The following is a 21,512-nucleotide window of genomic DNA, read 5'->3' on the forward strand; positions in this document are numbered from 1 at the left end:
GGGAGGGGGCGGCGGCCGTGAGCGACTACCCGGCCCGGCCGTTCGACTCGCGCCCCGCGATGGCCGGCTACCCGTCCGGATCCTCGGCCAGTCTGGCCGACATCCTCGAACGGGTCCTGGACAAGGGGATCGTGATCGCGGGCGACATCCGGATCAACCTGCTCGACATCGAGCTCCTCACCGTCAAGCTCCGGATCCTGATCGCCTCCGTGGACAAGGCGAAGGAGATGGGCATCGACTGGTGGGAGCACGACCCCTCGCTGTCCTCCGGGGACGGGAAGGCCGGGCAGCGCTCGCTGGCCGCCGAGAACCGGCGGCTGCGCGCCGAGATCGAAGCCCTGCGGCAGGGCCGCTCCCCCGGCCCGGAGCAGCGCAGGCCCCGGCCATGAGCACGCCCGCCGCCCCCGCCGCCCCGCTCACCTACGTCTACGCCGTCCTGCCCGCGGCAGCGCTGCCCACCGACCCGGGACTCGCCGGAGTCGGCGGCAGCACCGTCGCCTTCCTGCACCCGCCGGGTCCCGACCCCGGGCCCGTGGCCTTCGCCATCAGCGACGTGCCGCGCGCCGACTGGGACGCGGAGGCGCTCCGGACCCGCTTCGAGGACCTCGGGTGGCTCCAGGAGACGGCGCGCGCCCACCACCGGGTCGTCGAGTCGCTCGCCGCCTCCCACACCGTCCTGCCGCTGCGGATGGCCACGCTGTACGAGGACCACGACCGGGCCCTGGAGTGCCTGCGCGAGCAGGGCGGGAACTTCGCGGCCCAGCTGGACCGCCTCCGCGGCCGCACCGAGTACGGAGTCAAGATCTATGTACGCCCGGTCCCGGAGCCGCCCGCAGGGCCGTCCGCAACGGCGCCCGGAACCGGTGGCGGCCCCGAGCCCGGACCCGGCAGGGCGTACCTGCAGTCCCGGCGCAGCCGGCGGCACGCCCTCGAAGAGCACTACGCGCAGGCCCGGCTGGCCGCCGACCGCATCGCCGGCCTCGCCCGCGGCCGCACGGCGGGACACGCCCGCCATCCCGTCCAGAGCGGCCCGCTCGCGGCGGGCACGGCCGAGGAGAACGTGCTGAACGACGCGTACCTCGTGCCCGATGCGGAGGCCGAGGGCTTCCGGGCGGCCCTGCGCGCGGCCGCGCAGGACCTGCCGGGCATCCGCGTGGAGGTCACCGGGCCCTGGGCCCCCTACTCCTTCGCCGCCCCGCCCGCCCCCTCGGGAGCGCCGTGAACACCCCCGGCGTCCCCGCCACGGCCGCTTCCCGCGACCCGGCCCTGCCCGGCCGCCAGGTCGCCCTCGTGGACCTGCTCGACCGGCTGCTGGCCGGCGGGGTGGTCCTCACCGGCGACCTGGTCCTGTCCATCGCCGGCATCGACCTGGTCCGGATCTCCCTGCGCGCCCTCATCAGCTCCGTCGGCACCGCCGACGACCTCCGGCCCGCACCGGACGGCCCGCCCCATGCCCGCTGAGACCCCCGGCCCGCCGCACCCCGCCGAGCCGCCCCGGCCGGACCTGCGGGGCGTCGGCCGCGCCATGGCGGACGCCGTACGGCTGCTGCCCGCCACCCCGGCCGAGACGGCCGCCGCCGGGACCGCCGGCCCCGGGCACCGGATGCACACGGGCCCCGAAACCGCCGCGGAGGACCTGGTCAGGCTGGTCCTGACCCTGGTCGAACTGCTGCGCCAGCTCATCGAGCGGCAGGCGCTGCGGCGCGTGGACGCCGGAGACCTGAGCGAGGAGCAGGAGGAGGAGCTCGGTGCCACCCTCCTGGCCCTCAGCGAGGCCATGGAGGAACTCTGCGCCCGGCACGGCTGCACCCCCGCCGACCTCAACATCGACCTCGGCCCGCTGGGCCCCCTGCTGCCCCCGTCGCCTTGACCCCCGTCGGCTTGACCCCCGGACCCTCGGCCCCCAGGGCCTCGGTCGCCAGGGCTTCGCGACCGCCGGCGGTCGCGGGCACCCCGGCCGGGTCGGCGGGTGCCGAGGCCGTCGTGGTCGGAGCGGGGGCGGGGGTGCCGTCGCCGCGTTCGACGAGCTCGACCCGGGCCGCGGTGACCTTGTAGAGGGGCTGCTTCGAGACGGGGTCCCAGTCGGTGACGGTGGCCTCGTTGGCGGCGCGGCCCTCCTGTGTGCCGCCGCCGGGCCGGTCCCAGTAGCCGTAGTGGAAGGGAAGGAAGACGACCCCGTCGCGGATGTCCGTGATCCGCAGCCGCGCCCTGATCCGCCCGCGCCGGTTGGAGACCTCCACGAGGTCGCCCTCGTGCAGGTCCTGCGCGGCCGCCTCGGCCGGGCTGAGCTCCGCCCACACCTCGGGGGCGGCCGCGTTCAGCTGGGGGGCGCGGCCGGTCTTGGTCCGGGTGTGGAAGTGGTAGAGGGTGCGCCCGGTGGTGAGCAGCAGCGGGTGCTCCCCGTCGGGCTGCTCCTCGGGCGGCACGTACGGTGCGGCCCTGACGACCGCCTTGCCCGCCGGGTTGAGGGCCCGGTACTCCTCCGGGCCCACCGGGTCCCCGGTCAGCAGGTCCTTGCCGTACGTCTCGCAGGTGTCGGGCCCGGCCCAGGTGATGCCGTCGGTGTACAGGCGCTCGGTGCCCTGCGGCCGGTCCTGCGTGCAGGGCCACTGGATGCCGGTCGGGCCGCGCAGCCGCTCGTACGAGAGTCCCGTGTAGTCGCAGGGGCGCCCGGCGCTGCACCGCTGCCAGGCCCGGAAGGCCTCCTCCGGGGTGCGCCAGCCGATCAGCGGGCGGCCGTCGCGGTCGCGGAAGTCCATGCGGCGGGCGTAGTCGAGGAAGATGTCGAGGTCGGGGCGGGCCAGGCCGGGGGGTTCCACGGCCTTCTCCGCGAGGTGGACGGTGCGGTCGGCGTTGGTGAAGGTGCCGGTCTTCTCCCCCCAGGTGGCCGCGGGCAGGACCAGGTCCGCGAACCGGGCGGTCTCGGTGAGGAACAGGTCCTGGACCACGGTGAAGAGGCCTTCGCGGCCCAGCAGCCTGCGGATCCGGCCGAGTTCGGGCAGGGAGACCGCCGGGTTGGTGCCGCTGATCCACAGCAGCCGGACCGCGCCCTCCTCGGCGAGGCGGAAGATCTCCATGGCGTGCGTGGGCGGCCCGTCGTGCGGGATCGTGCCGGGGGCGACGTTCCAGATCTCGGCGAGTTCTGCCACGTGGCTGTCGTTCTGCCAGTTGCGGAAGCCGGGGAGGTCTCCGTTCGCCCCGGTCTCGCGGGTGTTCTGGGCGGTGGGCTGCCCGTTCATCTGGAGGATGCCGCAGCCGGGCCGGCCGAGCATGCCGCGCACCAGGTGCAGGTTGTTGACCTGGACGGCGGCCGCGGTGGCCTGGTGGGACTGGTAGACGCCCTGGAGCACGGTGGACAGCAGCCGCCGGGCCCCGCAGAGGAGTTCGGCGGCCGCGCCGATCGCGGCGGCGGGCACGTCGCAGATGCCGGCCGCCCAGGACGGTGTGCACGCGGCGGTCTCCCGCACCAGGTCCTCGAAACCGACCGTGTGCTCCGCGAGGAAGGCGTGGTCCACCGGGCCCCGCCGGAGCACCTCGTGCAGGAGCGCGTTGAGGAGCGCGAGGTTGGTGCCCGGGCGCGGGGCGAGGTGCACGTCCGCGCGCCGGGCCACGGCCGTGGGGCGCGGGTCCACGCACAGCAGCCGCGGCGGGTCGGCGCCGTCGAGCCGGTCGAGCACCCGCATCCACAGCACGGGCTGGGTCTCGGCCATGTTGTGCCCGAAGAGCGCGAGGGTGTCGGCGTGGTCCACGTCCGTGTAGGAGCCGGGCTGCCCGTCGCTGCCGAAGGTCTCCTTCAGGGCCTCGGCGGCGGTCGCGGTGCACAGCCGGGTGTTGCCGTCGAGGTGCTTGGTGCCGATGCCCGCGCGGGCGAGGACGGCGAGGGTGTAGTACTCCTCCAGGAACAGCTGGCCGCTGGTGTAGAAGGCGACCGACTCCGGGCCGTGCTCTGCCAGCAGGGCCCTGGTTCGGGCGGCCAGGGTGTCGAGGGCGGTGTCCCAGGAGCAGGCTTCGAGGCGGCCGCCGCGGCGGACCAGCGGGGTGTGCAGCCGGTCGGCGGAGTGGTTGGCCTGCCAGCCGAAGAGGTCCTTGGGGCCCAGGCGTCCGCGGTTGACGCGGTCTCCGGCCCGGCCCCGGACCCCCACGATGCGGCCGCCGCGCACGGCGATGTCCATGGCGTCCCCGTTCGAGTGCAGCAGGGAGGCGGCCGGCACCCAGGCCTCGACCTCGGCGGGTGCCACGCCGGGCGCGAGGTGGCAGTCCGTACGGGCGGGCCAGGTCCCGCCGCTGCCGTAGGGGGTACGGGTACCCCACGGGCGGGCGATCCGGTCGGTCGCGCGCCCCTGGGACTCCGGGCTGTCCATGGCCGTTCTCCCTCCGCGGTACGGCTGCCCCCAGGCGTCTGCCCGGCGCACCCGAGGCCAAGCCCGCCGCGGCAGCGCGCCGGCCTTCAGCCTTCGACGCCGGTGGCGGAGTGGGCGGAGCCGACCGGCTTGGACTCCGGGGAGCCGCGCTGGCGCAGGTAGACGGAGAGGATGGCCATGGCCGCCACCGCGAGCAGCTCGGACTGCCAGTTCTGCAGGGACCGGTTCCAGAAGTCGGCCGAGGCGAGGTAGGCGCCCCAGCCCGGCGGTTCCTGGAGCTGCCTCAGCTGCTGTTCGCCGTACGCGGCCGCCCCGCTGATGGACTGGGCGAGCCAGGACAGCAGGAACAGGCAGGCCATCACGGTGCCGAGCGAATGGGCGTACAGGTCCTGGCGCCAGTCCTTGGTGCCCGCCCAGCGCGGGGACCGGGCCGTGGCGTGGTCGCCCATGCGCTGCTCGCGCTCGGTCTCCGGCCCCGCCTTGTGGAGCTCCTTCGACTCCGGTGAGCCGCGCTGGAGCAGCCACACCGTGCCGAAGATGTAGAGGAAGAACTGCAGGAACTCCGACTGCCAGTTCTCGGTGACGTCGACGGCGAAGTCCGAGGACATCAGGTACTCGCCGAGGGAGAGCTGCTGGAGCCCGTCCACGGCGAGCGCCTCGTTGAACTCGGCGTGCCCGGCGAGCGCCTGTCCGGCCAGGACGAGGAGGAATCCGGTGCCGAAGGCGAGGGTGAGGCTGTTGTCGTGCCAGAAGCCGCGGCGCCCCTCCTCCCGGCGGCCGCCTTCCGCCGCGCTCACCGGTGCATCGCCCCGACCGCGATGAAGTACCCCAGCCCTCCGACGGTGACGAGCAGGCAGGTGATGAACAGGCCCCGCATCTCACTCACTCCCCTTTGACCGTGCACGTGTACGGGAGCTCCCCGCGCGGTGTGCAGCCGGCGGCGACGACCTTCCAGCCGCCGCGGAACTGCGACAGGAACAGGGTGTCCGCGGCCAGCCTCAGGAGGGCCTGCCGGCCGTACACCTCGGTGGCCCGTACGCCGCCCCCGCGCGGGAGGTCCTGTCCGGCGAGCGCCTCCGGGCAGGGCTTCTCCTCCTGCTGCTCCAGCTCGTCGCGGGTGGCGGGGGCGAGCAGGGCGCAGGCGGCAGTGTGGTCCGAGGCGGCCAGGGCGCGTTCGAAGGCTTCCGCGGCGTCCCGGGCCGCGTCCCGGCGGGCGGCCGGTGCCCCGCAGCCCGCCAGCAGGGCGGCTGCCGCCGCGCCGGCGAGGGTGCGCGCCAGGACGCGTGCAGGACGCCGGGCCCGCCGCGGTGGTCGCCGCGGGGGGCGGGCGGGCGGCGCCGCGGTGATGGCCATGTGCTCCTCGTTCCTGCGGGCGGCCGGACCCCGGTGGCGGGCCGCTGCCGGGGTGTTCCCCGGTCCGCGCCCGATGCGGCGCCGCGGGGCGGGAAACCACCCGTGCGCGGGACGCGGTGCGGCGCGGACGGCGCAGGGGGCGGCCCGGAGGGGGCGGGATCGGGCGAGGGAGCGCGGCGGGGCCGGCGGCGGCGCCAGGAGCCCGGGCCGGTCACGCCGCGCAGTCTGCGGACACGCCCCAGGGCCCGGCGGCGCCCAGGTCCCCGGGGAGCGGGTCGGAGGCGAACACGTGGACGCTGACCGTGGGCCCGACGTCCTGGGTGGCGTGCATGCGGTGGTAGAAGGTCTCGTCGAAGCAGAAGCCGCTGCCCGCGCAGACCGCCCGGACGTGCGGGGCACTGCCGAGGCGGACGCGTTCGTGGGTGAGGGTGCCGCGGGCCACGTAGACGGCTCCCCGGACCTGCTCGTGGTCCAGGTAGCAGGTTCCCGGCGGCATGTGGTGCCAGCCGACGGCCCACACGCCGAGACGGTCCGCCCGGTACAGCTGGATCCAGTTCCCGTCGGTCTCCGCATCGGTCAGCCGGGCGCGCCAGCGGGGGTAGTCCCGGCCCACTTCCCGGGCGATCGCCAGCAGGTCTTCCGGGGCGGGCAGCGGCCCGGAAGCGGACAGGCTCAGTCGTCGCTCCATGGGCTGCCACTGCCCCGATCCGGGCCGCGCAAGCGGGCATCGGGCCGGGGGGCGGGGGGTATCCGCCGGGGAGACCGAGGAGTGCGCGATGGACGCGATCAAGAGGCTGGCCGTCGGAATCAAAGAGGAGTACCTGCTGGTCGACACCCGGACCCGGATGCCCGCCGACCGGGCGGACCGGGTCCTCGCCGCCGCCGGGCCCGAACTGGGCGACCAGATACGGGCCGACCTCCACACCGCTCAGGTCGGGGTGGCCACGGGCCCCACGGCCGACTCCGCCTCGCTGCGCGGGGAGCTGGACTGGCTGCGGCGCACGGTCGCGGCGGCCGCGGAGGAGGCGGGCTGCCGGAGCATCGCGTCCGGGACCTCCGTCCTCCCGTCCGAGGGCGGGCCGGGGTCCCCGGTGCCGCCGGGCGCGGCCCGTCCGCGGGGGCGCTGCGCGGCGGCCTCGGCGGCCCCGGCCGGGGCGCCGGACGGCGGCCTGGTCTGCGGCTGCCACGTGCACGTGGGCCCGCTGGACCGGATCCTGGCCGCGGAGCTGGCCCGGCACATGCAGCCGTGGCTGCCCGCGATCGTCTCGCTGGCCGGCAACTCCCCGTACGCGTACGGCCGGGACACCGGGTTCGCGAGCTGGCGCTCGGTCGGGTTCCGCCGGCCGCCGGGGGCCGGTCCGGTGCCGGTGCTCGCCACCCCGGAGTACGAGGCGGTGATGCGCGCACTCGTCGGGCGGCTGCCGGGCGTCGGGACGCCCGCCCGGTACGCGCGCCCGGCCGACGGGCTCCCGGCCCTGGAGGTGCGCGTGCCCGATGCCAACGCGGACCTGGACACCGTGGTCCTGCTCGCCCTGCTGGTGCGGGGGCTGGCCGCGGCCCTGCTCCCCGCGGTCCTGGCCTGCGAGCCGGCCCCCGAACTGCCCGACGGATGGCTGGACCGGGCGCACGCCGGGGCCGCCGTGCACGGCCTGTCCGGTCCGGCGCTGGACCCGGGCACCCGCGTGGAGGCCCCCGTCGGGCGGGTGCTGGACCGCCTGGTGGAGCGGGCGGCACCCGGTCTCGACGCCTCGGGCGACCTGCCGCTCGTGGAGGACCTGGTCCGCCGGGTCCGGGTGAGCGGCGGCGGGGCGGCCCGGCAGCGCGCGGTCCGGCAGCGCTGGGGCAGCCTCGGCGCGGTGGTGGACGCCCTGGCCCTGGCCACCTCGGGCGCGGACCCCGGCCTCCTGGCGGCCGCCTGACGGCGTGGCCGGGGACGGACCGGGTAGCCGCCCGGGCATGAGCCGCGAGAACCGCAAGCACCCGGGCACCGCCGTGGCCGGCGAGCACGGGCAGCAGCGCGGGCACGCCCTGCCCACGATCGGATCCCTGGACGCCCTGGCCGGCCTGCTGGCCTCCGGGCCCGGGCTGTACGTGCGCTGGTCGATGGGCCCGGGCACGGACCTGCCCGCGCTGGCCAGCCGGGACGACCTGACCGGGGTCGCCCTGCCGGGCCTGTCCGCCAGCCCCCTGGACGTGGAGCCCTGGTGGGGCGACCGGCCGCTGCGCACGTGGGTGGCCCGGAGGCTGCACGACTACTCGCACCTGCCCCGCGTCAAGGACCGCAGGGTGCGTCCCTGGCTGCTGCGCGGGTCCGAAGCGGGGCGCGGGCCCGACAACGAGCCCCTCGTGCGGGCGGTGGAGCCGCTCGGCTGGATCGACGAACGGGTGATCGCCGAAGCCGAGGAGGAGATCGCACGGCAGCAGGGGCGCTGGGGTCCGCTGAACCGGCACGGATGAGCGGGCGGTCCGCCTCGCCGACCCGGGCCGCACCGGACCGGTCGCGCCCGCCTCCGCAGGCGGGCGCGCGGCGTCGGGCGCACGACGAACGGGTGGCGCCGTACGTCTTCGTACGGCGCCACCCGTCGGGGAAGGGGCGGGGTGCCGGCCCGATGCGGCAGAGCCCGCCCGGGTCGCCCGGGCCGGAGAGGGGTTTCCCGGTTGCCTGGGCGGCCCCTTCGCGATGGCCTGTTGGAGGTGCCCTCCGTCTGCCCGCCGCCGGCGCCGCCACACCCTCGCCGGAGTGTCCGCCGAACGCAACGGGCACTCGCTGCTTCGCGCCGCGGCCCGGACGCCCGGCAGCGCCGCAGGTCGCGGCGCCCGTCGTCCGTCGTCCGGGAGACGAACGGCTCGTGCCGCGGTTGCGCAGAGGCCGCGGCGCCCCGCATACCGGGGCGCGCCGCGGGTAGGGGCAGCGTGAACGCGGTCCTGACAGGGCCGGCAGTCCGGCAGCAGGGGCGTGCACCGCAAGGACGTCGCGCCGCACGGGCAGGCGATGCGTGGGAGGTTCTCGTCATGGACGCGACGGCGCCGGATCCGCAGCAGCGGGGGCCCGACGAACAGGACAAGCAGTTCGCCGTCGAGGTGCGCCCGTGCCGGGGGGCGGTGCTGCTGTGCCTCACCGGGGAGCTGGACCTCGACACCGCCGAGCCCCTGCGGCAGGTGCTGGACAGCACCCTCGCCGCCCACGGCCCGACCCGGGTGCTGATCGAGTGCGGGGACCTGGATTTCTGCGACTCCACCGGTCTGAACGTGCTGCTGCGCGCCCGCCAGGACGCCCGCGGGCAGGGCGGGGGCGTGGAGCTGATCGGGGTGACCGGGACGGTCGCCCGGATGCTGCGGCTGACCGCCGCCGACACGGTGCTGCCGGTGCACGCCGACCTCGCGGCCGCGCTCGGCGCCCCGCCCGCCTCCCGAGCGGCCTGATCCTGAGCTCCTCCGGCGCCGGGCGGGTGCCGCCTGCGTACGGGGGTCCGTCCGCCCGTCCGGGCCGGGGCCTGCCTCCTGTCCGCTCCAGGCAGGGCCTGCCTGCCGCCCGCACGTTCCGGGGTACTGCATACCGCCCGCGCAACGCGTCGTTCCGCTTTCGGGTTCCGGGCCCGGTGGCCGGGGACGGGGCGGCTGCCCGCCCCTGCTCCCCCGCATGCCTCGGGCCGACGCTCCGCTACGAGGGCTCCGGCCGGCCGTCCTGCGGGCCGTGGTTCTGGAACCGCCAGGCGGCGGCCGCTTCGAGCTGGATCAGGTTGAGCCCCGTCTCGGCGGCGAGCTGCCCGAGGCTCAGCCCTTCCGGATGGCCGCGCATCGCCCGGTCGATCTTCATCGACCACAGTTCGGGGTTGACGAACGGCCGCTGCCGGTAGCGCTGCTGAAGGTCGGCCAGGTGGGCGGGCGAGCAGGCCGCGATGTCGCGCTGTCCGTCCTGCCCCGCATCGACGGGGTGGGCGAACGAGGAGTCCCGGACGCGGCCGTACACCGCGTTCCCCTCGGGGACGGCGCCGTGGCACAGGTCGCAGATCTCGGGCAGCGGGGCCGTGATGCTGCCCGCCTCCGGCCCGCCCCGGGTTTCCGGCAGCCGCTCACGGCCTGCGCCGTCGTGCGGCGTCCTCCGCGGTGTCATGATCGCCACCTCACTCCCCGGCCGGACGGACCGGGCCCGGTGCCGGGTCGGGGCACACACCCCGTACGAGTCGGGTGTACCCCGCATCCGGCCGGTCGAGCCCCGCCCCGGCGGCGCACCGGCCCGCGGCGGCTTCGTTGCGCGGACATCCGCGCGCCGCGTCGGCTCGTCAGGGGGCCCGGCCGTCCGTGCAGCGAATTTCCGGCCGGAATCCGCCCCTTGGGCCGGACCGGTGACGTGCCGGGCCCGCCTGAGGCGGACGGCGGACTCCTCCGGTCCCCCGACCCGACTACCGGGCCGCCCGCCGGGTACGCGCCCTCCATGGGCCACGGTGTCCGCCGTACCCCTCGACGCAGGAGGTTTCCGTGGACAGCAACGCGACGACCCCCGCCGGGGCCGCCCCCGACCCCACCGGCCTGTATCCGCGGCCGGACTTCCCCGAGCAGGACCAGGAGCCGCCCGGCCGGACCCGTGCGATGGACCCGGTGCCCGACCACGGGGAGCGCTCGTACCGCGGCAGCGGTCTGCTGGCGGACCACAAGACCGTGGTCACGGGCGGGGACTCCGGGATCGGGCGGGCGGTGGCGCTGGCCTACGCGCGCGAGGGGGCCGACGTACTGTTCACGTACCTCCCGGAGGAGGCGCAGGACGCCGAGCAGACGATGCGCCTGGTGCAGGACGCGGGCCGGCAGGCGGTGGCCGTGCCCTGCGACCTCCGCGAGGAGGAGGCCTGCCGGCAGGTGATCGGGCACGCGGCGCAGGAGTTCGGACGCATCGACGTGCTGGTCAACAACGCCGCCTACCAGATGGCCCAGCCGGAGGGGATCTCCGCGATCACCACGGAGCAGTTCGACCGGGTGGTCCGCACCAACCTGTACGCCATGTTCTGGCTCTGCAAGCACGCCCTGCCGCACATGTCCGCGGGCGCGAGCATCATCAACACGACCTCGGTGCAGGCCTACAAGCCGAGCCCGCCGCTCCTCGACTACGCCATGACCAAGGGCGCCATCGTCACGTTCACCCAGGGGCTGGCGCAGATGCTGGCGGCGGACGGGATCCGAGTCAACGCGGTGGCTCCGGGCCCGGTGTGGACCCCGCTGATCCCCGCGACCATGCCGGACACGAGGGAATTCGGGAAGCAGAGCCCGCTGGGGCGGCCCGCGCAGCCGGCCGAGATGGCGCCCGCGTACGTGTTCCTGGCCTCGCCCAGGGCGAGCTACATCACCGCGGAGGTGCTGAACGCCACCGGCGGGACCCCGCTGCCCTGAGCGGCGGCCCGCCGCCCGCACCCCCCACCGCACCCCTGCCGAGGAGGACCCGATGACCGCCGCCGTCCCGAACCGGACCACGATCGCCGCAGCCGGCCGCGGGCAGCGGGACGCGCCGCCGGGGGCGGCTGCCGACGGGGGCCGGCCGGAGGGGCCCCGGGAGCGGGTGAACCGGCGCTGGGCCGAGATCCTCCAGGAGACCCGGGTGGCGCAGACCGGCGGGCAGATCCTGTTCGGCCTGCTGCTGAGCATCGCCTTCACCGCCCGGTTCGAGGCGCTCTCGCCGTTCGACCGGGGCCTGTACGTGGTGACGGTGGTGTTCGCGGCCTCCTCGACCGCCTCCCTGATCGCCCCGGTCGCCATCCACCGCTGCCTGCACGGGCTGCGCCGCAAGCACGACGTGGTGGAGGCCGCCGGGCGCATGATGGCCTGCGGGATCGTACTGCTCGCGCTGACCATCGCCTGCACCCTCCTGCTCATCCTGGACGTGGTCCTGCCCGGCCCCCTCGCGCTGGTCGTCGTGGGAGCCGTGATGGTGTGGTTCGTGCTGTGCTGGTACGTGCTGCCGCTCAAGCTGCGGCACGGGGCGCGCCCGGCCGCCGGGCGGCGCGGCCCCGCCCCCGGTGCGCGCCGGGTGCGCCGGGCCGCCGGGACGGTGGGTTTCGGCGCAGCGGCCGCGGCAAGGCGCCGGGCATGACGCGCATCGGCTACACGATGATGACCGAGCAGGCCGGACCCCGGGAGCTGGTGGACCACGTGGTGGGCGCCGAGCGGGCCGGTTTCGACTTCTCCGTCGTCTCGGACCACTACTTCCCGTGGCTGGACTCGCAGGGGCACGCCCCGTACGCGTGGAGCGTGCTCGGCGCGGCCGCGCAGGCCACCCGCCGGATCCCGCTCATGACGTACGTGACCTGCCCGAGCTTCCGCTACCACCCGGCGGTGGTGGCGCAGAAGGCGGCCACGATGCAGATCCTGTCGGGCGGCCGCTTCCGGCTGGGGCTCGGTTCCGGGGAGAACCTCAACGAGCACGTCGTGGGCGCCGGCTGGCCGGCCGCGCACGTCCGGCTGGACATGCTGGAGGAGGCGGTGGGCATCGTCCGCGCCCTGTTCGAGGGCGGGGTCGTCAGCCATCACGGCCCCCACTTCGACGTGGAGAACGCCCGGCTGTGGGACCTTCCCGACGAGCCGCCGCCGATCGGCATCGCCGCCTCCGGTCCGCGCTCCTGCGAGATCGCCGGCCGGTACGGGGACCTGCTCGTGGCCATCGAGCCGGACCGCGAGCTGGTCGGGGCCTTCGGGGAGCACGGCGGTACCGGCAAGCCCTGCGTGGGGCAGGTGGCCGTGTGCTACGACCGGGACCGGGACGCGGCGGTGGCCCGGGCGCACGACCAGTTCCGCTGGTCCTCGGGAGGCTGGGAGGTCAATGCCGAGCTGCCCGGGCCGGCCGGTTTCGCGGGGGCCACCGAGCACACCCGGCCGGAGGACCTGACCGGCTCGATTCCGTGCGGGGACGACGTGGAGGCCGTGGTCGAGGCCGTACGCCCGTTCGCCGAGGCCGGGTTCGGCGAGGTGGCGCTGGTGCAGATCGGCGGGGACCACCAGGAGCCGTTCCTGGAGTGGGCGGAGTCCCGGCTGCTGCCGGCGCTGCGGGGGCTGTGAGGGGCGCCCGGTCCGGGGCCCCGGACCGGGCGGTCAGGCCGGGTCCGGGTCCGGGTCGGCCTCGCGCTCCCCGGCGAGGGCCGCGGCGAGCGCGTCGTCGAGCAGCGGGAGGACCAGGTAGGGAGCGGAGGTGCGGCCGTGCCGCACCAGCGGGTCGGTCAGCCGGTGGGGGCCGGCGACCAGCAGCCGCCGGCCGCGTGCGGCCAGGTCGCGGCCGAGCCCGGCCAGGGCCGCGGCCACGGCCGGGTTGGGCGCCTCCAGGCCGCCGAGTTCCAGGACGTAGCAGGGGGTGCCCGGGTCGGCTGCGCGCAGTGCGTCCTCCAGGGCCTGCCGGTCCTCCGGCCCGACCGGGCCGCTGAGGAACACCACCCAGCAGCCGTCGGCGGCCTCCGGTGGTTCCAGGCAGACCTTGTGCAGCGTGAACGGGGGTCCGCCGTCGGGGCGGGGACCGGGCCGGCCGCGCGGCGCGGCGTCGGGCCGGGGCGCCGGCGCTCCGGCCGGTTCTCCGGTCGCCTGTCCTGAGCCCGCGACCGCGAGCAGCCTGCGGACGGCCGGGGCGGCGGCGGACAGCGTCAGGGGGCGTCCCTGCTCGGCGGCCCGGCGCTCGGCGTGGAGCAGGATCCTGAGGCCGGAGGAGTCGCGGAAGGCCGCCTGGGCGATGTCCAGGCTGATGCCGCCGGGCGCGGAGTCCAGGGCGGCGTCGAGGGTGCGGCGCAGTTCCTCGGCGCAGCCGAGGTCGATCTCCCCGGTGACGCGGACCGCCGCCCTGCCCCCGCCTTCGCGGGTCACCTGCACGTCGAGCGGTCCGCTGTGGCGGGTGGGGTACCGGGCGGTGACGGGCTCTTCGCGGTTGGAGTAGGCGGCCATGGGACTCTCCCGGGACTACCTCGACACCTCTTTGGCTGAGATTGTCGACAGAACGCCCTTATGCGTCAAGATTTACAGGAAACGAATTTCAGGCGATCCACTACACGAAAAAAGCGACATAATGGGACGCATGGCAGCAGGCGCCGCGCGCGGACCCGGCTGGACCTTCCTCACCAGTCACGCGAGGGTCCTCCTCGCGATCTCGCGCGACCCCGGGGTGCGGCTCCGGGACGTGGCGGCCGCCTGCGGCCTGACCGAGCGCACCGTGCAGGCCATCGTCACCGACCTGGAGCAGGACGGGTACCTGCGCCGCGACCGGGCCGCCGACGGGCGCCGCAACCACTACGCGATCCTGCCCGGATCGCGGTTCCGCCATCCCGCCGAGCTCGGACACGAGATCGCCGGCCTGCTGGGCCTGCTCTCCGCGGGTCCGCCGCCCGCCGGACCGGAGGGGCCGGACGGGGCGGGCGGTCCGGGCGAAGCCGAGGGTCCGGGGCATGGACCGGGCGCGAACGGGTAGCCGCGGTTCCACATCTGTCCCCGCACGAGGCGTGCGGGACGGAACCGGACTCAGGTCGGATGGGCGGACCCATGACTCCACGCACGGCACACTCCCCGGACATTCCCGACCCCCCGCAGCCCCCCGGCGGCACCTGGCCGCAGCGGCCCTGGCAGGCGGCGGCCCTGGGCGCGGAGTTCCTGGAGGGACTCGAGGACGCCGGCCCGCTGGCCGAGCCCCTGAAAGCCGGCACGGCCGATGCGCGGGCCCTGACGCGGGTGCTGTTCCGCCGCCTGGCCGAGCTGGACGAGGGCACGCCGGAGTACTCGTACGTCCGCAACACCCTCGTCGAACTCAACGTCAGCCTGGTGAAGTTCGCCGCCCGCCGGTTCCGGGGGCGCAGCGAGCCGCAGGAGGACATCGTGCAGGTCGGCATCGTCGGCCTGATCAAGGCGATCAACCGCTACGACGTGGCGCGCGAGGTGGAGTTCACCTCCTTCGCACTGCCCACCATCACCGGCGAGATCAAGCGCTTCTTCCGGGACACGACCTGGGCCGTGCGGGTCCCCCGCCGGCTCCAGGAGCTGCGTCAGGACCTGGCCAAGGCCTCCGACGCACTGGAGCAGCGCCTCGGCCGCACCCCCTCCGACGCCGAGCTGGCCGAGCACCTGGACATCACCGAGGCGGAGCTCGCCGAAGGCCGGCACGCAGCCAGGGTGTACTCGGCGCGCTCCCTCGACGCGGAGCCCGAGGAGCCCGGCACCGGCAGCCCGCAGGGCCCGCTGGGCCGCGAGGAGCCCGCGTACGAGCTGATCGAGGACCTGGAGTCCCTCAAACCGCTGCTGGCCGCGCTGCCGGAGCGGGACCGGGAGATCCTCTCGATGCGCTTCGGCGAGGACCTGACCCAGGCGGAGATCGGCGAGCGCCTGGGCATCTCCCAGATGCACGTCTCGCGCCTGCTCAGCCGGAACCTGAGCCGGCTCCGCAGCGGCCTGCTCTCCGACGCCCGCCCCGGCCCCCGGCCCCCCGGGCGGTGAGCGCGGTGGACCCGGCCGCCGAGCGCTACGACGCCGCCCCCTTCCTGCCCGCCCGCGGCGGTCTCCCCGCCCACCGGCGGGCCGCGGCGGACTGCCGGGGCTGCCCCCTGTACGAGGGCACGACGGGCACCGTCTTCGGCGCGGGGCCGGGGCACGCGCGGCTGATGCTCGTCGGCGAGCAGCCGGGCGACCAGGAGGACCGCCGGGGCGAGCCCTTCGTGGGCCCGGCCGGCCGGCTGCTGCACCGAGCGATGGCGGAGGCCGGGCTCGACGCGGACGGCGCGTACGTCACGAACGCCGTCAAGCACTTCAAGTACGTCCTGCAGCCCGGCGCCGGCAAGCGGCGCATCCACAAGCCGCCCACCCTGCGCGAGCTGTCGGCCTGCCGGCCGTGGCTGGCCGCCGAGCTGCGGCTGGTGGATCCCGAGCTCGTGGTGGCCCTCGGGGGCACGGCCGGCAAGGCCCTGTGGGGACCCGGCTTCCGCGTGGGCGAGCGGCGCGGCCTGCTGGTCCCGCTGCCCGCGCTCGACGGCGGGCCGCACCACGGCCGGGGGCTGGCCACGATCCACCCCTCGGCGGTGCTCCGCAGCCGGGACCGCGAGGAGCTGTACCGAGGGCTGCTCTCGGACCTGCGCACCGCCGCCCGCGCTCTGGAAGGGACGGATGCCGCGGCCGCGTGAGACGCGCCCGTCGCCCGGGCACCTCCGGAACCGGTGCCCGGCCCCGGAGGTGCATGCCCGTGTCGGGGGTAGAGGCCTGGTGAGGCGGTGAGGACATGGCTCTCCACGGACCGGAGCGGACGGCGAGCAGCACGCTCGACCCGCTGCGCGCGCAGAACCGGCTCCGGTCGGCTTTCGGGGTGGAGGTGCGCATGGAGGTGCGCATGGCGGCCGCCGAGGCGTACCGCATCACCCAGACCGACGCCGGAGCCTTCGCGGTCGCCGATTCCCTGCTCCCCGGCCGGCTGCGGCTGGCCTTCGCGCCCGCCGGGCTGCTGTCGGTCAGCTGGGTGTCCGCCGGCGGCGCGGACCTGTTCAGCGGCAGCCGCCACGAGCGGCTCGACGCGGGTTCGGTCTGCCTGGACGGCATGCCGGGCGAGGGCCGGACCCTGTACACCGAGGACCTCGGGATGTGCTCGTTCCTCCTGCCCATGGTGCTCCTGGGCCTCGCCGCCCAGGACGCCTCGCCGCGGCGCAGCCGACCGGTGCACTTCACCTCGCTCGCCCCCACCGGCGCGGGGACGGCCGCGCTGTGGCAGCGGACCGCCGACTTCGCACGGGGCGAAATGCTGGCCCCGGGGGGCACGTCCCCCCTGGTCGCGGCCGAGACGGGGCGGCTGCTGGCGGCCACGGCGCTGGTGGTCTTCCCGAACGACGTGGACACCGACGTGCTGGCCGCGGACTCGCGGGACGCCGGTCCCGACACCCTGCGCCGGGCCCGGACCTTCATCGAGTCCAACGCCCAGAACGACATCACCCTGGCCCAGGTGGCGGCGGCCGCGTGCGTGACCCCGCGGGCGGTTCAGTACGCCTTCCGGAAGCACCTGGGCACCACCCCGCTGGACTACGCGCGGCGGGTGCGCCTGGACCACGCGCACACGGACCTCCAGGATGCGGACCCCAGGGCCGGGGCCACCGTCACGGAGATCGCCGCCCGCTGGGGCTTCGCCCACGGCGGCCGGTTCGCGGCCGCCTACCGCCGGGCCTACGGCGTACCGCCGGGGACCACGCTGCGCCGGTGAGGCCCCGCGGAGCCCGGGCCGCGGCCCGCCCGCCGGCCCCCCGGTCCGGCCCGCTTCCGGTCCACGGCATTGACCGCCTCCGGCCAGGGCAGACGCGGAGCATGAGAACCATCCGTACCGCCACCTCGTTCGAGCTCCAGGAGATCGCCCTGCTCGTGAGCGGATCGGGCCGGATCTCCGTACCGCTCGACGGGGTGCCGGGCGGAGAGCCCCTCGACGTCCCCGCGGGTGCGGTGATCACGGTCGCGCTCACCTTCCGGGCGGCCGCCGACATCGACGGCCTGACCTTCACGGACACCCGCGCCCGCGAGGGCGTGGTGCTGTCCACCGCGCGCACCGCCCTCGGCAGCTACCGGACCGGGGGCCCGTACGAGATCCACCTGCCGCCCGAGCGCATCCCGAACGGGCGTACCGAGGAGGTCGCGTACGAGGTCACGGGTGTCTTCACGGACGCCGCCGGCCGGGTGCTCGCCGAGGAGCACCACCGCATCCGGGTGGTCCCCCACCCGCCGCTGCCTCACCGCGCGGGCTGAGGACCGCCGGCCCGTCCGGCGGTCCGGACGGCCCGCCAGTCGCCGGTGGCCGGGTCCTCCCGGACCAGCCCCAGGCGGGCGAACGCCCGCAGCCAGCCGCGCATCGGCCACTCCCCCCAGCGCTGCCGGAAGAGCGCGCCGTTGCGCAGGATGTCCGGCAGGTGCCCGACCGGCGGGTCCTCCACCGGGTGGTACTGGTGGTAGGCGGGCGCGCCGCCCAGCCAGCACAGGTCCACGCCGGCGCGCTGCGCGAGCCGGCCGAAGTCGGTGTCCTCGCCGCCGTAGCCCGTGTACTCCTCGCAGAATCCCCCGATCCGCTCCCAGGTGGCGGCGGTGGTCGCGAACGACAGCGACCAGAAGAGGTCGGGCTCGCCGCCGGGCCGCAGCTCCGCCGGGCCGGGTGCGGGGCGGGCGGGGTGCGGCTCCGCCAGCCCCGGCAGGGTCCCCAGGCGGTATCCGCCGGGCGGCGGGGGCGGCAGGTACGCGACGGTGCCGCACAGCAGGGCGCCGTCGTACGCCGCCGCCGCGTAGCGGGCGACGGTGCCGGGCCCGGGCACGCAGTCCACGTCGAGGAAGACCAGGACGCCGGCCCCGGCGTCGAGGGCGCGGCGGGCGCCCGCGTTCCTGGCGGCGGCCAGGGGCAGCGCGCCGGACGGGGGCACGGGCACCGCGAGGGGGTCGCCCGGCGGGCGGCCGCGGGCGGCCCGCCGGCCCGCCTCCGGGTCGTCCATGGTGACGACGACGTAGTGGTCGGGGCTGCGGGTGCCGCGGGCGAGGCCGGTCTGCTGGAGCGCGAGGTGCCGGTGGCGGCCCGAGACGAGCGTGATCACCGCCACCCGGTCCCCGGCGGGCCCCGCCCGCCGCGGTCCGCCGCCGCTCACGCCTCCCACGGGGTGCCCGCCAGCTCGTCCAGGGTGCGGGCGGCGCGGCGGGCGCCGTCGCCGGGGGCCCACTGCACCCAGGCGCTGCCGTCGAGTGCGGCCGCGCGGTCCAGGACCGCGGGCCACTCCCCCGGCGCGGGCCAGCGGGTGCACACGACGGCGAGGCCGCCGTCCTCCAGGGCCCGCGCGGTGGCGTGCTGCTCCCCGTACGGCCGCGGCTGGGGCAGGACGACGGCGGGGCGCCGGGCGGCGGCGCATTCGGCCACGGCGTTCTGGCCGCCGTGGGTGACCACCACCCGCGCGGCGCAGATCCGCGGCCAGGGGTCGCCGGTCCACGGCCCGGACGGGCCGCCGAGCAGGTCCCATTCCCAGTCGGGGGTCGCGGCGCGGGCCTGCGCCACCTGGTCGGGGGTGACGGCGCTGCCCCCGGCGCCCAGCATGAGCAGCACCCGGTGCGAGTCCCGGCCGGGGAGGGGCGGCGGGATCCTGCCGTCGGCGCGGGAGAACGCGCCCGCGTACACGGTCTTGTCGTACCAGCGGGCGGGCCAGCCGGGTTCGGGGAAGGCCGCGGGCCAGGGGGCGAGGAGGCGTACGGCCAGGTCGTGTCCGAGCCGGTGCGGGGGGTCGCCGCGGCGCCCGCGCATGGCGGTCACGACCACGGGCACCCCCAGCAGCCGGGCCAGGCAGGTGACCTCCACCGACACGTCGCTGACGAAGAGGGACGGGTGCGCCCGGCGGATCCAGTCCGCGATGGCCGCCATCCGGGCCTGGTAGCCGGGCTGCCGCAGCGGGGCCCAGTGCAGCCGTCCGTGGGCCCGTACGTCGAGCACCGCGCCGGGCCCGGTGTCCAGCGGCAGCCGTATCCACGGGCCCGGCCAGCCGGCGGGGGCCTCCAGGCTCGACAGGCCGGTGATGGCGGTACGGGCCTGCTCGGCGATGCACAGGGCCCGGTGGAGGTGGCCGAGGCCGTGGTGGTGCACGTAGTAGCCGATCACGACAGGAGCTCCCGGTAGAGGGCCTCGTAGCGGTCGGTCATGCGGTCGACCGAGCAGAAGGTCTCGGCCCGGTCCCGGCAGGCCCGCCGGTCGAGCGCACGCGTTTCGGCGATCACCCCGGCCAGGGCGGTGATGTCCGGATAGGGCACCAGCCGGCCGCATTCGGGGGTGAGGATCTCGCCGAGGGCTCCCCGGTCGAAGCCGCAGACGGGGGTGCCGCAGGCCAGGGACTCCGCGACCACCAGCCCGTACGGCTCGTCCCAGCAGGGGGTGACGAGGGTGGCGGAGGCCGAGCCGACGAGGGCCGCGAGGGCGGCGGAGTCGAGGTGTCCGGCGTAGCGCACGCGGCCGCCGAGGCGGGGTCCGACGCTCTCGCGGAAGTAGCGGCGGTCCGCGACCGGCCCGGCGAGGGTCAGCGGGGCGCCTGCGGCTTCGGCGGCGGCGATGGCGAGGGCGGGCCCCTTCTCGGGGACGATCCGCCCGTACCAGACCAGCTCTCCGCCGCCGGGCCCCACCGGCCAGCGCCGTACGTCCACCCCGTTGCGCACGACGCGCACCGAGCGGACGAGGGGCTGCCAGGCCCGGGCGGTGTGGTCGCTGACGGCCGTGAAGACCCCCGAGCGGGAGGTGTCGGTCTGGATGGCGGACTCCAGCCACGGGGTCGGCGGGGTGTGGAGGGTCGTGATGACGGGTGCGGGCACGGCCGGGGCCATGGCCACCGGCAGGTAGTGGAGGCTGTTGTTGTGCACCACGTCGTACGCGAGGTCGCCGCGGGCCCCGGAGAGGTCGAGCATGAGCCTCAGGTAGGCGTGGTGCTCGGCGAGGACCGCGGGATCGGCCATGCTCACGTCGGCGCGGGCGGCGGCGCTCAGCCGCGGGGTGTGCACGGGCAGCTCGCGGGCCTCCAGGACGGGATCCGAGCCGGGCGCGGCGAACAGGGCGATGTGGTGGCCGCGCCGGCGCAGCGTGCGGGCCAGGGTCCAGGTGTGGGCCTCCAGGCCGCCCGCGAAGGGCTCCCGGATGGGGTGGCGGGCCGAGGCGATCAGGGCGATGCGCAGCCGGGCGGTCATGACAGGCAGGCTTCGTACAGGGCCCGGTGGGCGGCGGCGAGGGCCTGGCGTTCGACGGCCCGGGCCCGCGGGTGGGCGCGCCAGGCTGGCCGGTGGGCGTGGGCCTCGCGGACGGCCCGGTCGAGGGAGTCCTCGTCCAGTCCGCCGGGGCCGTGCCGGTAGCTGTGGCAGGGGCGCTGCTGCGCGTAGTAGCCGCAGTCGGGGGCCGCCACGGCGGTGCCCAGGTCGTGGCAGGCCTCCAGCCAGCCGGAGTGGGTGCCGAAGGTGTACGGCAGCACGGAGAGGTCCAGGGACCGGAGGTAGGCCCACAGGGCGTCGTCGTCGAAGTAGTCGTGCACCCGCAGGTCCACCAGTCCGTCGTCGGCGAGCGCGCGCAGCCCCGCCACCACCTCCGGGGCGTGGGCGCGGGCGGCGGGGTCGTGGGTGTCGGGGTGGATGTCCACCCGCAGCTGCGCGCCGGGCAGTGCGGCCGTGGTGCGGGCCAGGGCCCGGATCACGGGCAGGGGTGCCATGTTGGGCCGCAGGCTCTTGGCGTGCACGCCGACGACGAACCCGGAGCGCCGCCCGCGGGGGCGGGAGAGGTCCGGCTCGTCCACCACGTGGGGGTGCGGCAGCACGTGGGCGGTCCGGCCCCACCGGGCGGAGATCTCCGCGGCCGCACCCGGGGTCAGGGTGATCAGGCAGTCGGCCGCGGGCACCAGCACGTCGAGGGCGGCGTCGTGCGCCCGCCGGTCGGGGTGGTGCGGGTTGCGCAGGTCGTGGACCGTCTGCACCAGCGGTTTGCGGTGTCTGCGCAACTGGCTCACCAGCTCGGCCAGTTGCTGCGGGCTCTGGGCGTCGAAACCGAAGTGCAGGTGGTAGACGTCGAAGGTGTGGTGGTGGGCGCGGACCCAGCCGGGGTCCAGCATCACGGGGGGCCACCACTGCTGGGAGGTGCTGGGGGCGCCGTTGGGGTGCGGGTCCGGCAGCAGCCGTACGCCGTCGGAGCCGTCAGCGGCGTGGATGTGGCGCACGTAGACGTGGCCGGCGGGCACCGAGGCCACCCGGATCTCGGGGGGCGGCGGCGGGGTGCCGAGCGGGCGCAGCAGGGGGTGCGGGGCCGGGCCGGCCGGCGGGGTCGCGGAAGGCACGGCC

The 21,512-nt window shown here is 76.3% G+C and carries 25 protein-coding genes; 15 read left to right on the plus strand and 10 right to left on the minus strand.

The features are described from left to right. Window positions 1-17: 17 nt before the first annotated feature. Genes ACZ407_RS00255 through ACZ407_RS00270 form a run of 4 tightly spaced genes read left to right on the plus strand, consistent with a single transcriptional unit; the run spans window position 18 to window position 1,870 of the window. Complete coding sequence (locus tag ACZ407_RS00255; protein WP_468124168.1) at window positions 18-389, plus strand: gas vesicle protein; 372 nt, start codon at window positions 18-20, stop codon at window positions 387-389. Then, on the plus strand, window positions 386-1,222 hold the full coding sequence (locus ACZ407_RS00260; protein WP_468124169.1) for a GvpL/GvpF family gas vesicle protein: 837 nt from the start codon (window positions 386-388) through the stop codon (window positions 1,220-1,222). Before ACZ407_RS00255 ends, ACZ407_RS00260 begins: the two co-directional genes overlap by 4 nt. Continuing rightward, the gene (locus ACZ407_RS00265; protein WP_468124171.1) at window positions 1,219-1,461 is read left to right on the plus strand and encodes a gas vesicle protein; all 243 of its coding nucleotides are present in this window, start codon (window positions 1,219-1,221) and stop codon (window positions 1,459-1,461) included. Before ACZ407_RS00260 ends, ACZ407_RS00265 begins: the two co-directional genes overlap by 4 nt. Further along, complete coding sequence (locus ACZ407_RS00270) at window positions 1,451-1,870, plus strand: gas vesicle protein K (protein WP_468124172.1); 420 nt, start codon at window positions 1,451-1,453, stop codon at window positions 1,868-1,870. Before ACZ407_RS00265 ends, ACZ407_RS00270 begins: the two co-directional genes overlap by 11 nt. On the opposite strand, the gene ACZ407_RS00275 is transcribed toward ACZ407_RS00270, so the two are convergent. From ACZ407_RS00275 to ACZ407_RS00290, 4 genes are all read right to left on the minus strand, one after another. Further along, window positions 1,821-4,361 (minus strand): molybdopterin oxidoreductase family protein, encoded by a 2,541-nt coding sequence (locus ACZ407_RS00275; protein ID WP_468124173.1) that lies wholly within the window; start codon window positions 4,359-4,361, stop codon window positions 1,821-1,823. The genes ACZ407_RS00270 and ACZ407_RS00275 overlap by 50 nt on opposite strands. An 86-nt stretch (window positions 4,362-4,447) precedes the next feature. Continuing rightward, window positions 4,448-5,158: a DUF6766 family protein gene (locus ACZ407_RS00280; RefSeq protein WP_468124174.1), complete on the minus strand. Its 711-nt coding sequence runs from the start codon at window positions 5,156-5,158 to the stop codon at window positions 4,448-4,450. An 85-nt stretch (window positions 5,159-5,243) separates the two neighbouring features. Continuing rightward, window positions 5,244-5,714 (minus strand): hypothetical protein, encoded by a 471-nt coding sequence (locus ACZ407_RS00285; protein WP_468124176.1) that lies wholly within the window; start codon window positions 5,712-5,714, stop codon window positions 5,244-5,246. Between the two features lie 211 nt (window positions 5,715-5,925). Continuing rightward, window positions 5,926-6,402: a cupin domain-containing protein gene (locus tag ACZ407_RS00290; RefSeq protein WP_468124178.1), complete on the minus strand. Its 477-nt coding sequence runs from the start codon at window positions 6,400-6,402 to the stop codon at window positions 5,926-5,928. Between the two features lie 88 nt (window positions 6,403-6,490). Here ACZ407_RS00290 and ACZ407_RS00295 point away from each other — a divergent pair, with 88 nt between their 5' ends. The 3 genes from ACZ407_RS00295 to ACZ407_RS00305 all read left to right on the plus strand — a co-directional run bounded on the left by ACZ407_RS00295 (window position 6,491) and on the right by ACZ407_RS00305 (window position 9,137). Further along, window positions 6,491-7,633, plus strand: a complete 1,143-nt coding sequence (locus ACZ407_RS00295) for a carboxylate-amine ligase (RefSeq protein ID WP_468124179.1) — start codon at window positions 6,491-6,493, stop codon at window positions 7,631-7,633. Window positions 7,634-7,670: 37 nt separating this feature from the next. Next, window positions 7,671-8,171, plus strand: coding sequence for a DUF6098 family protein (locus tag ACZ407_RS00300; RefSeq protein WP_468124181.1), 501 nt, complete (start codon window positions 7,671-7,673; stop codon window positions 8,169-8,171). Between the two features lie 555 nt (window positions 8,172-8,726). Continuing rightward, the gene (locus ACZ407_RS00305) at window positions 8,727-9,137 is read left to right on the plus strand and encodes an STAS domain-containing protein (RefSeq protein WP_468124183.1); all 411 of its coding nucleotides are present in this window, start codon (window positions 8,727-8,729) and stop codon (window positions 9,135-9,137) included. A 238-nt stretch (window positions 9,138-9,375) separates the two neighbouring features. Here ACZ407_RS00305 and ACZ407_RS00310 read toward each other — a convergent pair whose 3' ends face one another. Further along, complete coding sequence (locus tag ACZ407_RS00310) at window positions 9,376-9,828, minus strand: hypothetical protein (protein ID WP_468124184.1); 453 nt, start codon at window positions 9,826-9,828, stop codon at window positions 9,376-9,378. Between the two features lie 365 nt (window positions 9,829-10,193). On the opposite strand from ACZ407_RS00310, the gene ACZ407_RS00315 reads away from it, so the two are divergent. From ACZ407_RS00315 to ACZ407_RS00325, 3 genes are read left to right on the plus strand one after another with little or no spacing between them, the layout of a single operon-like run. Then, on the plus strand, window positions 10,194-11,096 hold the full coding sequence (locus ACZ407_RS00315; protein ID WP_468124186.1) for an SDR family oxidoreductase: 903 nt from the start codon (window positions 10,194-10,196) through the stop codon (window positions 11,094-11,096). A gap of 52 nt (window positions 11,097-11,148) precedes the next feature. Then, window positions 11,149-11,793, plus strand: coding sequence for a DUF6328 family protein (locus tag ACZ407_RS00320; protein ID WP_468124187.1), 645 nt, complete (start codon window positions 11,149-11,151; stop codon window positions 11,791-11,793). Then, window positions 11,790-12,755 (plus strand): LLM class F420-dependent oxidoreductase, encoded by a 966-nt coding sequence (locus ACZ407_RS00325; RefSeq protein WP_468124189.1) that lies wholly within the window; start codon window positions 11,790-11,792, stop codon window positions 12,753-12,755. Before ACZ407_RS00320 ends, ACZ407_RS00325 begins: the two co-directional genes overlap by 4 nt. 33 nt (window positions 12,756-12,788) lie before the next feature. On the opposite strand, the gene ACZ407_RS00330 is transcribed toward ACZ407_RS00325, so the two are convergent. Beyond that, the gene (locus ACZ407_RS00330) at window positions 12,789-13,622 is read right to left on the minus strand and encodes an STAS domain-containing protein (RefSeq protein WP_468124191.1); all 834 of its coding nucleotides are present in this window, start codon (window positions 13,620-13,622) and stop codon (window positions 12,789-12,791) included. Window positions 13,623-13,752: 130 nt separating this feature from the next. Here ACZ407_RS00330 and ACZ407_RS00335 point away from each other — a divergent pair, with 130 nt between their 5' ends. The 5 genes from ACZ407_RS00335 (at window position 13,753) to ACZ407_RS00355 (ending at window position 17,432) form a co-directional block, all read left to right on the plus strand. Continuing rightward, window positions 13,753-14,142 carry a helix-turn-helix transcriptional regulator gene (locus ACZ407_RS00335; RefSeq protein ID WP_468124192.1) on the plus strand — a complete coding sequence of 130 codons (390 nt, stop codon included), beginning with the start codon at window positions 13,753-13,755 and terminating at the stop codon, window positions 14,140-14,142. Between the two features lie 71 nt (window positions 14,143-14,213). Next, complete coding sequence (locus tag ACZ407_RS00340; RefSeq protein ID WP_468124194.1) at window positions 14,214-15,158, plus strand: SigB/SigF/SigG family RNA polymerase sigma factor; 945 nt, start codon at window positions 14,214-14,216, stop codon at window positions 15,156-15,158. Beyond that, window positions 15,155-15,838, plus strand: a complete 684-nt coding sequence (locus tag ACZ407_RS00345) for a UdgX family uracil-DNA binding protein (protein ID WP_468124195.1) — start codon at window positions 15,155-15,157, stop codon at window positions 15,836-15,838. Before ACZ407_RS00340 ends, ACZ407_RS00345 begins: the two co-directional genes overlap by 4 nt. Before the next feature lie 95 nt (window positions 15,839-15,933). Then, entirely contained in the window at window positions 15,934-16,899 is a 966-nt protein-coding gene (locus ACZ407_RS00350) for a helix-turn-helix transcriptional regulator (protein ID WP_468124196.1), read from the plus strand. A gap of 101 nt (window positions 16,900-17,000) precedes the next feature. Then, a complete protein-coding gene (locus ACZ407_RS00355) occupies window positions 17,001-17,432 on the plus strand; it encodes a hypothetical protein (protein WP_468124197.1) in 432 nt (143 codons plus the stop codon). Here ACZ407_RS00355 and ACZ407_RS00360 read toward each other — a convergent pair. The 4 genes from ACZ407_RS00360 to ACZ407_RS00375 are packed head-to-tail and all read right to left on the minus strand — an operon-like array spanning window position 17,417 to window position 21,508. Next, window positions 17,417-18,313, minus strand: a complete 897-nt coding sequence (locus ACZ407_RS00360; RefSeq protein WP_468124198.1) for a glycosyltransferase family 2 protein — start codon at window positions 18,311-18,313, stop codon at window positions 17,417-17,419. The two genes, ACZ407_RS00355 and ACZ407_RS00360, sit on opposite strands and share 16 nt — an antisense overlap. Beyond that, window positions 18,310-19,308, minus strand: coding sequence for a glycosyltransferase (locus ACZ407_RS00365; RefSeq protein WP_468124200.1), 999 nt, complete (start codon window positions 19,306-19,308; stop codon window positions 18,310-18,312). Before ACZ407_RS00365 ends, ACZ407_RS00360 begins: the two co-directional genes overlap by 4 nt. Next, the gene (locus ACZ407_RS00370) at window positions 19,305-20,378 is read right to left on the minus strand and encodes a glycosyltransferase (RefSeq protein ID WP_468124201.1); all 1,074 of its coding nucleotides are present in this window, start codon (window positions 20,376-20,378) and stop codon (window positions 19,305-19,307) included. Before ACZ407_RS00370 ends, ACZ407_RS00365 begins: the two co-directional genes overlap by 4 nt. Continuing rightward, window positions 20,375-21,508 (minus strand): glycosyltransferase family protein, encoded by a 1,134-nt coding sequence (locus tag ACZ407_RS00375; protein ID WP_468124202.1) that lies wholly within the window; start codon window positions 21,506-21,508, stop codon window positions 20,375-20,377. Before ACZ407_RS00375 ends, ACZ407_RS00370 begins: the two co-directional genes overlap by 4 nt. Window positions 21,509-21,512: the final 4 nt, after the last annotated feature.

Source organism: Streptomyces sp. NPDC030809 (assembly GCF_055572195.1).

Excerpts from the sequence above, each read along its gene's own strand:
- ACZ407_RS00320 (WP_468124187.1), top strand. The coding sequence starts at position 11,149 with ATGACCGCCGCCGTCCCGAACCGGACCACGATCGCCGCAGCCGGCCGC.
- ACZ407_RS00310 (WP_468124184.1), bottom strand. The coding sequence starts at position 9,828 with ATGACACCGCGGAGGACGCCGCACGACGGCGCAGGCCGTGAGCGGCTG.
- ACZ407_RS00330 (WP_468124191.1), bottom strand. The coding sequence starts at position 13,622 with ATGGCCGCCTACTCCAACCGCGAAGAGCCCGTCACCGCCCGGTACCCC.
- ACZ407_RS00285 (WP_468124176.1), bottom strand. The coding sequence starts at position 5,714 with ATGGCCATCACCGCGGCGCCGCCCGCCCGCCCCCCGCGGCGACCACCG.
- ACZ407_RS00350 (WP_468124196.1), top strand. The coding sequence starts at position 15,934 with ATGGCTCTCCACGGACCGGAGCGGACGGCGAGCAGCACGCTCGACCCG.
- ACZ407_RS00295 (WP_468124179.1), top strand. The coding sequence starts at position 6,491 with ATGGACGCGATCAAGAGGCTGGCCGTCGGAATCAAAGAGGAGTACCTG.
- ACZ407_RS00270 (WP_468124172.1), top strand. The coding sequence starts at position 1,451 with ATGCCCGCTGAGACCCCCGGCCCGCCGCACCCCGCCGAGCCGCCCCGG.
- ACZ407_RS00355 (WP_468124197.1), top strand. The coding sequence starts at position 17,001 with ATGAGAACCATCCGTACCGCCACCTCGTTCGAGCTCCAGGAGATCGCC.
- ACZ407_RS00305 (WP_468124183.1), top strand. The coding sequence starts at position 8,727 with ATGGACGCGACGGCGCCGGATCCGCAGCAGCGGGGGCCCGACGAACAG.
- ACZ407_RS00335 (WP_468124192.1), top strand. The coding sequence starts at position 13,753 with ATGGCAGCAGGCGCCGCGCGCGGACCCGGCTGGACCTTCCTCACCAGT.
- ACZ407_RS00340 (WP_468124194.1), top strand. The coding sequence starts at position 14,214 with ATGACTCCACGCACGGCACACTCCCCGGACATTCCCGACCCCCCGCAG.
- ACZ407_RS00325 (WP_468124189.1), top strand. The coding sequence starts at position 11,790 with ATGACGCGCATCGGCTACACGATGATGACCGAGCAGGCCGGACCCCGG.
- ACZ407_RS00260 (WP_468124169.1), top strand. The coding sequence starts at position 386 with ATGAGCACGCCCGCCGCCCCCGCCGCCCCGCTCACCTACGTCTACGCC.
- ACZ407_RS00275 (WP_468124173.1), bottom strand. The coding sequence starts at position 4,361 with ATGGACAGCCCGGAGTCCCAGGGGCGCGCGACCGACCGGATCGCCCGC.
- ACZ407_RS00370 (WP_468124201.1), bottom strand. The coding sequence starts at position 20,378 with ATGACCGCCCGGCTGCGCATCGCCCTGATCGCCTCGGCCCGCCACCCC.
- ACZ407_RS00300 (WP_468124181.1), top strand. The coding sequence starts at position 7,671 with ATGAGCCGCGAGAACCGCAAGCACCCGGGCACCGCCGTGGCCGGCGAG.
- ACZ407_RS00290 (WP_468124178.1), bottom strand. The coding sequence starts at position 6,402 with ATGGAGCGACGACTGAGCCTGTCCGCTTCCGGGCCGCTGCCCGCCCCG.